This is a genomic window from Deinococcota bacterium, from assembly GCA_030858465.1.
Taxonomy (GTDB): Bacteria; Deinococcota; Deinococci; order Deinococcales; family Trueperaceae; genus JALZLY01.
In genome coordinates this window covers 1-8,492 of the sequence record JALZLY010000235.1, presented here as the reverse complement: position 1 = coordinate 8,492, position 8,492 = coordinate 1, and the positions used below count along the sequence as shown (strand labels likewise).

10 protein-coding genes are annotated in these 8,492 nt (G+C 66.2%); 8 read left to right on the top strand and 2 right to left on the bottom strand.

Going from position 1 to position 8,492, the window contains the following annotated elements:
* A partial coding sequence (locus tag M3498_11900) for a hypothetical protein (protein MDQ3459988.1) occupies positions 1–478 on the bottom strand: 478 nt, incomplete at its 3' end.
* Positions 479–686: 208 nt separating this feature from the next.
* Here M3498_11900 and M3498_11895 point away from each other — a divergent pair.
* From M3498_11895 to M3498_11870, 6 genes are all read left to right on the top strand, one after another.
* Positions 687–1,445 (top strand): fumarylacetoacetate hydrolase family protein, encoded by a 759-nt coding sequence (locus tag M3498_11895; protein MDQ3459987.1) that lies wholly within the window; start codon positions 687–689, stop codon positions 1,443–1,445.
* Positions 1,446–1,545: 100 nt separating this feature from the next.
* Positions 1,546–1,860: a GntR family transcriptional regulator gene (locus M3498_11890; protein ID MDQ3459986.1), complete on the top strand. Its 315-nt coding sequence runs from the start codon at positions 1,546–1,548 to the stop codon at positions 1,858–1,860.
* Positions 1,853–2,839: a methylmalonyl Co-A mutase-associated GTPase MeaB gene (meaB, locus tag M3498_11885; GenBank protein ID MDQ3459985.1), complete on the top strand. Its 987-nt coding sequence runs from the start codon at positions 1,853–1,855 to the stop codon at positions 2,837–2,839. The genes M3498_11890 and meaB overlap by 8 nt, the downstream gene beginning before the upstream one ends.
* A 21-nt stretch (positions 2,840–2,860) precedes the next feature.
* A complete protein-coding gene (locus tag M3498_11880) occupies positions 2,861–4,573 on the top strand; it encodes a methylmalonyl-CoA mutase family protein (protein MDQ3459984.1) in 1,713 nt (570 codons plus the stop codon).
* A gap of 31 nt (positions 4,574–4,604) precedes the next feature.
* Positions 4,605–5,018 (top strand): cobalamin B12-binding domain-containing protein, encoded by a 414-nt coding sequence (locus tag M3498_11875; GenBank protein MDQ3459983.1) that lies wholly within the window; start codon positions 4,605–4,607, stop codon positions 5,016–5,018.
* Positions 5,015–6,415, top strand: coding sequence for an AMP-binding protein (locus M3498_11870; protein MDQ3459982.1), 1,401 nt, complete (start codon positions 5,015–5,017; stop codon positions 6,413–6,415). The genes M3498_11875 and M3498_11870 overlap by 4 nt, the downstream gene beginning before the upstream one ends.
* On the opposite strand, the gene M3498_11865 is transcribed toward M3498_11870, so the two are convergent.
* Positions 6,396–6,542, bottom strand: coding sequence for a hypothetical protein (locus tag M3498_11865; GenBank protein MDQ3459981.1), 147 nt, complete (start codon positions 6,540–6,542; stop codon positions 6,396–6,398). The two genes, M3498_11870 and M3498_11865, sit on opposite strands and share 20 nt — an antisense overlap.
* A gap of 154 nt (positions 6,543–6,696) precedes the next feature.
* Between M3498_11865 and M3498_11860 the strand changes: the two genes are divergently transcribed.
* Positions 6,697–7,710, top strand: a complete 1,014-nt coding sequence (locus tag M3498_11860; protein ID MDQ3459980.1) for an MBL fold metallo-hydrolase — start codon at positions 6,697–6,699, stop codon at positions 7,708–7,710.
* Between the two features lie 215 nt (positions 7,711–7,925).
* Complete coding sequence (locus M3498_11855) at positions 7,926–8,459, top strand: Uma2 family endonuclease (protein ID MDQ3459979.1); 534 nt, start codon at positions 7,926–7,928, stop codon at positions 8,457–8,459.
* The last annotated feature ends 33 nt before the right edge of the window (positions 8,460–8,492 follow it).

Sequence of the window (8,492 nt, the reverse complement as noted above, 5' to 3'; positions counted from 1 at the left end):
CCTCGAGCTCGCCCGCGCGGGCGGCTTGCGCCTCGCGCTCGCCCGCAAGCGTCACCTGCGTCTCGGTGAGCAAGGCGTCGAGCGCGGCGAGACGCTCGTCGCGGTCGACGAGTTCGGCGCTTAAGATGTCGATGTTCTCCTGGTCGCCCAAGAGCGCCTCTATCTGCGCCTCGCTGCTCTGCAGCGCCTGCTCGAGCTCGGCTACGCGCCCGCCCTGCTCGGCCGACTGCCGCCGGAGTTCGGCCAACTCGGCGCGCTCCCGGTCGATGGCGGGTTGCCTTTCGCGCTGGACGCGGCTGTCCTCCTCGAGTTCCGCCAAGCGCGCCCTGGCCTCCTCGAGCTCGGCTTGCAGGCGCGCGTTTTCGCTCAGCAGGGCCTCATTTTGGGCGCCGAGGTCCCTCTCGCGCTGGCTGGGCCCGCAGGCCACCAGGCTCACTAAGAGCAAGGCCAGGCCGAGCCTTTTGAGCGTCCTTTGCATCGGTCTTTCTCCTATCCCTAAACCTCCCGCGCTGAAAGCTCGAGCAGGCAGCATAAATCAGTCTACAATCTGCACATGAGCCGTTTCCCTCATGGGGCACAGGCCCACGAGACCCGGTAGAATGCCCGTAGATAAGTAGGGCGGTGAGACGACGAAGCCAAGGAAGGATTCAAGAATCAAGAATCAAGAATCAAGAATGAGGTGAAGGATGCAACGACTGAGATACCACAGCTACGACGGCAGCTACTGGGGTGAGGCGGAAGGCGGCAAGGTCTTCCAGCTCAGCCACATGATGGGCCGGCGCACCGGCGTGAGCCTGATGCTCTCGGACGCTACCCTGCTGCCGCCCTGCGAGCCGCGCTCGATCGTCTGCGTCGGCAAGAACTACGCCAGGCACATCAGCGAGATGGGCGGCGACGCGGCGAACCCGCCCCAGGAGCCGGGTCTCTTTCTAAAGGCGCTCAACACCCTCTCGGGTCCCGGCGACCCCATTCCCTACCCGTCGTGGACGAACGAGCTGCACTTTGAAGGTGAACTGGCCGTGGTCATCGCCCGGACGGTGCGACGGGTAGACCCCGAGGAGGCGCTCGACTACGTGCTCGGTTACACCTGCGCCTGCGACGTGACCGCGCGCGACAAGCAGCGGGGCGACCTGCAGTGGACCCGCGGCAAGTCCGCCGACGGCTTCTGCCCCTTGGGTCCCTGGCTCGAGACCGACTTAGACCCCGGTCATTTGAGCGTGCAGACGCGCATAAACGGCGAGCTGAGGCAAGACGGCAACACCGCGGAGCTGATCTTTCCGGTGCCGGTGATCCTCTCCTACATCTCCCAGTTCATGACGCTTCATCCCGGCGACGTGGTCCTCACCGGCACGCCCGACGGGGTGGGGCCGCTCAACGTCGGCGACCTCGTCGAGGTGACGGTCGAGGGCGTCGGCACGCTGACGAATACGGTCGAAGCAGGATAAGCCCAGCCCGGCGACGGACGCGCCAGGAGGAGGGCGGAAACGAGTCGGCTCCCATCTTGACATTCCCGGTGGCCGGGAGTAGGCTGGGCCCTATCATCTTATGATAAGACCCAAGGCGCCCTTGCAGCGCGTCAAGCGCAGGAACCCGAGGGACGAAATCGCCACTCGGCCGCGCGACTACATCTTTGTCTTTAGGGAAGCGCTCCCTCCCGGTCACCTGCCGGGCGAGCAGGAGTTCTGCGACCTTTTCGGCGCGAGCCGCGTCAGCGTGCGGGAGGGTTTGAGGCTCCTCGAGGCGCGGGTGGCGGCGGTCAGCGAGCACATCCAGGGTTTTTACGCGTCGCTGTTTGCAGACGCAGCGGTGGTCACGGACCCTGGGGAGGCGGGCGTGATGCTTGAGGGGCTACATGCTTGAAGGGCCACGGCTGCGGCGCGGGCTCGAGCCGGGCTGGTTGGCGCGCCTCGGGACCGGACACAAAGGAACTCTGGCAAGGGCGCTCACCCTGGTCGAGAACCGCCAGTTGCCGGCCCTGGCCTGGGTCCAAGATATCGCGCCACGGTTGGGCCGGGCCTATGTTATCGGTGTTACCGGCTGGCCCGGGGTCGGCAAGAGCACCCTGACCGCCGGGCTCATCGGCGAGCTGCGGCGGCGGGAGCTCGGCGTGGCGGTCCTGGCCATAGACCCCTCGAGCGAGCGCAGCGGCGGCGCCGTCCTGGGCGATCGCGTCCGCATGCTGGCGCACGGGGAGGATCCCGGCGTCTTCATCCGCAGCCTGGCTTCGCGGGGCTCGAAAGGCGGCATGGCGGCCTGCACTCTGGAGGCGGTCGATCTGCTCGACATCGCGGGCTATGGCGTCATCTTGGTCGAAACGGTCGGCGCCGGCCAGACCCAGACCGAAGTCCTCGACCTCGCCGACGCCGTGGTCTTGGTGACGGCGCCGGGCCTCGGCGACGATATCCAGGCCATCAAGGGCGGCATCCTGGAGATTCCCGACGTCATCGTGGTCAACCAGGCGGACCGTCCCGGCGCCGAGCGGACCAAGGCGACCTTGCGCTGGCTGGCCCAGGGCGACAGCGAGCGCAGGGGGCGGGTGCAGGTACTGACGACGGTGGCGACCGAGGGCAAGGGTGTGGCGGCGCTCTGGGAGAGCCTCGAGACGCTCAAGCAGGAGCAAGCCGCAGGGGAGGGCCAGAAGAGAAGGGCACGGCGTCAGCGGCGCCGGGTGTTTTCGCTGCTCGAACAGCTGTGGGGCGAGGCGCTCAAGCAGACGGTAGAAGGCGATGACGGCTTGCGGCGACGCCTCGAGGCGGCAGGCGGCGAGGACCCTTACGACCTCGCGCTCGAGCTGGCCCGGGCCGCGGGTCGCCGCTTGACCCTGAAGAGCGAACCCTGAAGAGCGAAGAGGAGGCAGACGATGGCCGAAGATAAGACGCCGGATAAGACACCGTCCGTATGGCGCACGCGCCAGGCGCAGTGGCGCGAGGAGGTCTACGAACCCTTCGTGAGGAGGGGCTCCGAGCGGCGAGAAGTCTTCGCGACGGTTTCCGGATTGCCGCTCGAGCCTGTCTACACGCCTCGCAAGAGCGAGAAGGAGACGCTTGCGGCGCTCGGCTTCCCCGGTGAATACCCCTACACCCGCGGCGTCTACCCGAGCATGTACCGGGGCCGCGAGTGGACGAGGCGGCAGATCGCCGGCTTCGGCACCGCCCCCGCCACCAACGAGCGCTATCACTTTCTCCTGAGGCAGGGCCAGACGGGTCTGTCGACCGACTTCGACCACCCCACCCTGACGGGCTACTCCTCGACAGACCCCTTGGCCGAGGGCGAGGTGGGCCGCGTCGGCGTCGCTATCGACACCGTGCAGGACATGGACGACCTCTACGCGGGCATCGACATCAACAAAATCAGCTCGTCCTTTACCATCAATCACCCGGCCTGCGTGCTCCTGCCCATGTACATCGCCGTCGCCCAAGGGCGCGGCATCGCGGCCAAGACGCTGCGGGGCACGGTACAAAACGACGCCTTGAAGGAGTTCTACGGCCAGAAGACCTTCGCCCTGCCGCCCGAACCGTCGGTGCGCCTGGCGATCGACATCGTCGAGTACTGCAGCAAGGAGCTCCCCCACTGGAACGCCATCAACGTCTCGGGCTACCACAGCCGCGAGGCGGGCTCGACGGCGGTGCAGGAGGTGGCCTTTACCCTCGCGCAGGGTCTGGCCTACGCCGAGGCCTTGCAGGCGCGCGGCCTCGACCTGAACGTGGTCCTGCGCAACATCTCCTTTTTCTTCGGCTGCCATATGGATTTCTTCGAGGAGGCCGCCAAGATGCGTGCCGCGAGGCGCCTCTGGGCGCGCCTGTTGCGGCAGGACTTTGCGATTACCGGGGGCAAGGCGCCGCTCTTGCGCTTTCACACCCAGACGCTCGGCTCGACCTTGGCGCGCAACGAGCCGCGCAACAACATCGTGAGAGGGACCCTGCAGGCCCTGGCCTCGGTCCTGGGCGGCACCCAGTCGCTGCACATCAGCGGCTACGACGAGGCTTACGACATCCCTTCCGAAGATGCCATGAAGATGGCGCTCAGAACCCAAAAGATCATCGCCGAGGAGTCCGGGGTGGCAAGCATTATCGACCCCTTGGGCGGTTCCTACCTGGTCGAGAGCCTCACCGACGAGATCGACGACGGGGCGATGGACTACCTGGATCGCATCAAGGAGATGGGCGAGGGCAGCTTTTTACGCGGCATGTTCGCGGGCATCGACAGCGGCTTCTTCGAGAGCGAGATCGTCGACGCGTCCATGGACTACTACCATCGCCTCGAGAGTAAGGACCTCATCTGGGTCGGTGAGAACGACCTCGCTGAAAAGCCGCCTTTGGACGAGAGCCTCGAGCTCTTTCAGTTCGAGGAACGCTTCGAGGACGAGCAGGTCGCGCGGCTGCACGCCTTCAAGAAGGCCCGCAACGAGACGCTGGTGCAGGGGAGCCTGCGCGACCTGCGCAGGGCCTCTCAGGCAGGGAAGAACACCATCCCCTGGATTCTGGGGGCCGTCAAGGCAGGCGTGACCGAGGGCGAGATCATGACGATGTTTCGCGAAGAGATGGGCGTTCACCGCGACCCGGCCGTCGTTTAGAAAAGCCGTCGTTTAGAAAAGAGGAGGGAAGATGGCAAGCACACAGCCTATCAAGGTGCTCTTGGGCAAGCTCGGCCTGGACGGCCACGATCGCGGCGTCAAGGTCATCGCCCGTGGTCTGCGCGACCACGGCATGGAAGTCATCTACCTGGGCATGCGCCTCACCCCGGAGCAGGTGGCCGAAGCCGCCCTGCAGGAGGATGTCGAGGTGGTGGGCATCAGCATCCTCTCGGGGGCGCATATGCGCCTCCTGCCCAAGCTGGTGAGGGGCCTGAGAGACCGGGGCATGGACGACGTGCTGGTCTTGGCCGGCGGGACCATTCCCGAGTCGGACGTGGAGGGGCTGGAGGAGGCCGGCGTCCACGGCGTCTTCCGGCAGGGAGCCAGTGTCGACGACATCGCCGAGCTGATCCGCTCGAGGCTCGAGCGGGTAGCGGCGCCGTGACCTGGCCGCCCGTCTACAGTAAGGATCGTCTGGAGGAAAACGAGCCCTACTGGTGCCGCCGTGAGGAGACGATGCCCGCCAGGGAGCGCGAGGCCCTTGTCCTCGCCAAGCTCCAGGCACAGATCGCTTATGCCTGGGAGCGTTCGCCCTTTTACCGGGAGAAGTGGCAGGCGGCCGGCTTTCAGCCCGAAAGGCTGGGAACACTGGCTGATCTCGCGCGCATTCCCGTCCTCACCAAGGACGAGCTCCGCCGGGAACAGGAGGCGCACCCGCCCTTCGGCCGTTATCTCTGCGCCGACCCCAGGGCGCTCGTGCGCATGCACGGCACCTCGGGCACGACGGGGAAACCCACGATCTTTGCCATCGACGAGGGCGACTGGGCGCGCATCGGCTTTGCCCACGCGCGCATCATGTGGGGCTTTGGCGTGCGGCCGCGTGACACCGTCTTTATCGGCTCGCTCTTCAGCCTCTACGTGGGCTCCTGGGGCGCGCTGGCGGGCACCGAGCGGCTGGGCGCTACCGCCTTTCCCTTTGGGGCGGGCACGCCCGGGCAGACCGAGCGCGCCGTGGCGTGGATCGCTCGGGTGAAGCCGACCGTCTTCTACGGCACACCCTCCTACGCGCTCTACCTGGCGGAGGCAGCGCGCAAGCTCGGCGTCGATCCCAAAGACGACTTCGCCTTTCGCATCCTCTTCTTCTCCGGCGAGCCGGGCGCCGGGGTGCCGGCGACGCGGCGGCGTATCGAGGAGACCTTCGGGGGGATCTGTGTCGACACCGGCAGCATGGCCGAAATGACCCCCTGGATGACCAACGGCGAGTGCGCTGAGCGCAGCGGCATGCACCTCTGGCAGGACATCGTCTACACCGAGCTCGTCGGCAAGGACTCGGGCGAGCGCGTGCCCTACGGCGAGGAGGGGGTGCCCGTCTACACCCACCTCGAGCGCACCTCGCAGCCCATGATCCGCTACTGGTCGGGCGACCTCGCCCGCTGGACGGACGAGCCCTGCCGCTGCGGCCGCTCCTACCCGAGGCTGCCGCTGGGCATCTACGGGCGCGCCGACGACATGTTCATCGTGCGCGGCGTCAACATCTATCCGACCGTCGTTGAAAACGTCTTACGCACTTTTCCCGCCCTCGGCGAGGAGTTCCGCATCGTCATCAGCCGCGAAGAGGAGATGGACACCCTCCTCCTGCAGGTCGAACCGGCGCTTCCTCTTTCCGCCGAGGACGAGGCGAGCTTGCTTCGCGAGGTGGAGGCCGCGCTGCGCAAGGCCATCGGGGTGGCGGCGCGCCTCGCCCTCTTGCCCGCCGGCTCCCTCGAGCGCACCGAGTTCAAGGCGCGCCGCACCCTGGACAAGCGCGAGCTCTACGCTGAACTCAAGGACCCGTTTCGATAAGGGTGGGGTGCTCGTCCAAGAGCAGGAAGGCACCTACGGTTCGCGGTTCATCCTGGTAGAAGAGGTCGATAAGGTAACTGCTCTCGGCGGCGACGATGAGCCTGGGGCTGGTGGTGTGCGGGATCATCGCGGTGGGTTCTTGCCCCGGGTTTGGAAACCGGGAGTTTGGAAACAGGGGGTTTGGAAACCGGCCATGCTAGACTCCTCTTGACATCAAGTGAGTAGCAGCGTGCAACAGCGCCCTTGGCGTACAGACTGCTGCGCACGTTGTGGAGGCCCAAATGGACGAGAGTACAACGACTAACGAAGAAACGACTAACGAAGAAACGACTAACGAAGAGAGATGGGCAAACAAAGAGAGGCGCCCGCAAGTCGAGCGGCTGGGCGATGTCTTCCTCCTGGACTCGAACCATGCCGGCTATCCGGGCACGGTCGGCGTCTATCTCCTGCCGGGCGAGGGTGGAAGCTTTGCGCTTATCGAGTGCAGCACGGTGCCCTCGCTTCCCCGTCTCGAGGAGGCCATTCGTGAGGCCGGCTTCGAGCCCGAAGGGCTCAGCGACATCCTGGTGACGCACATCCACCTCGACCACGCGGGCGCGGCAGGCGCGCTGGCGAGCCGCTACGGCGCGCGGGTTTACGTTCACGAGATCGGCGCGCCCCACCTCGCCGATCCGAGCCGCCTCATCGTGAGCGCCACGCGCATCTACGAAGACGAGATGGAGCGTCTGTGGGGAAAGATCGAGCCTGTTCCCGCGGGACAGCTTCACGCGGTCGGCGGCGGTGAGAGCCTGAGGGTCGCCGGGCGGCGTATCGACGTGCTCTACACGCCGGGCCACGCCTCGCATCATGTGAGTTATCTCCTGGACGACGGCAGCCTCTTGACCGGGGACGCCGCGGCGATCAGGTTCGCCGGCTCCAAGGTCATCCGCCCGGCCACGCCGCCGCCCGAGACCGACCTGGACATCTGGGGCCGCTCGACTAAGACCATGCTCGCGGCCGCGCCGCAGCGCCTCTTGCTCACGCACTTTGGCGAGGTCACGGACCCTGCCGCGCACCTGGAGCGCATGAGGGAGGAAACCCACCGCTGGGCGGAGGCGGTTCTGGAGGGTATGCGGCGTGGCGAGGACGAGGCCGCCTTGCAGGCGCGTATCGCCGCCTTGAGCTTAGAGGCGCTTACTGCCGAAGGCGCCTCGCCCGAGCTCGTCTTCAAGCACCGCGTCACCAGCCATGACGAGATGACGGTGCAGGGGCTTACGCGCTACTGGCGCAAGCACCACCCGGAGAGGCTTGCCTGAGGTCCTTGACGAGGCCGGTGGCATGGTTGCTCGCCGAGAGCCCAGGGGTGACGCCGTGGCAAGCGGCGCTTGGGCTCTGAGGACAAGCCGAGCGCTGGCCCGGCCTCGAGAGAAGCACCCGCCAAAGGGGCTATTCTCCAGGAGGGCGCCGCAGCGTGCTAAGATGCCCTCGAGGTTTACCCATGACCACGCGAATCCATACGCGAGCCCAGAGGATGACCGCTGAGGAGCTGCTCGAGCTGCCGGACGACGGCTTTCGCTATGAGCTGGTGAGGGGGGAGCTGAGGAAGATGTCACCGGCAGGAAGTGAACATGGCATGATCGCCGCGGAAATCTTGGGCTCGCTCTACCAGCATATCAAAGCTCATGACCTTGGCAGGGTCTTTGCGGCGGAAACCGGCTTCAAGATTGCCGAGAACCCCGACACGGTGCGCGCCCCCGATGTTGCCTTTGTTAGTCGCGAGCGCGTCGCCGAGATCGGGCGTAGCGACGGTTATTTTCCGGGCGCGCCTGACCTGGCAGCGGAAGTCATCTCACCAAACGACAGCTATGCGGACGTTCAGGAAAAGGTTGCCGAGTGGTTGCGGGCAGGAGCGCGCATGGTCCTGGTCGTCGATACCCGCAAGCGCGCCGTCATGGTCTACCGTTCGCTCCAGGCGTTCGCCATCCTGAGCGAAAGTGACGCCATCGAGGGTGACGACGTGGTCCCCGGTTGGACGCTGCCGGTCGCCGACCTGTTCGCCTCCTGAGCGAGCAGTAGTACCCGCACTAGCGGGGGCCTA

Bases quoted from the DNA above. Each gene is read 5' to 3' on its own strand.
- M3498_11880 (MDQ3459984.1), top strand. From the start codon at position 2,861: ATGGCCGAAGATAAGACGCCGGATAAGACACCGTCCGTATGGCGCACG.
- M3498_11855 (MDQ3459979.1), top strand. From the start codon at position 7,926: ATGACCGCTGAGGAGCTGCTCGAGCTGCCGGACGACGGCTTTCGCTAT.
- M3498_11895 (MDQ3459987.1), top strand. From the start codon at position 687: ATGCAACGACTGAGATACCACAGCTACGACGGCAGCTACTGGGGTGAG.
- M3498_11890 (MDQ3459986.1), top strand. From the start codon at position 1,546: ATGATAAGACCCAAGGCGCCCTTGCAGCGCGTCAAGCGCAGGAACCCG.
- M3498_11860 (MDQ3459980.1), top strand. From the start codon at position 6,697: ATGGACGAGAGTACAACGACTAACGAAGAAACGACTAACGAAGAAACG.
- meaB (MDQ3459985.1), top strand. From the start codon at position 1,853: ATGCTTGAAGGGCCACGGCTGCGGCGCGGGCTCGAGCCGGGCTGGTTG.
- M3498_11875 (MDQ3459983.1), top strand. From the start codon at position 4,605: ATGGCAAGCACACAGCCTATCAAGGTGCTCTTGGGCAAGCTCGGCCTG.
- M3498_11865 (MDQ3459981.1), bottom strand. From the start codon at position 6,542: ATGATCCCGCACACCACCAGCCCCAGGCTCATCGTCGCCGCCGAGAGC.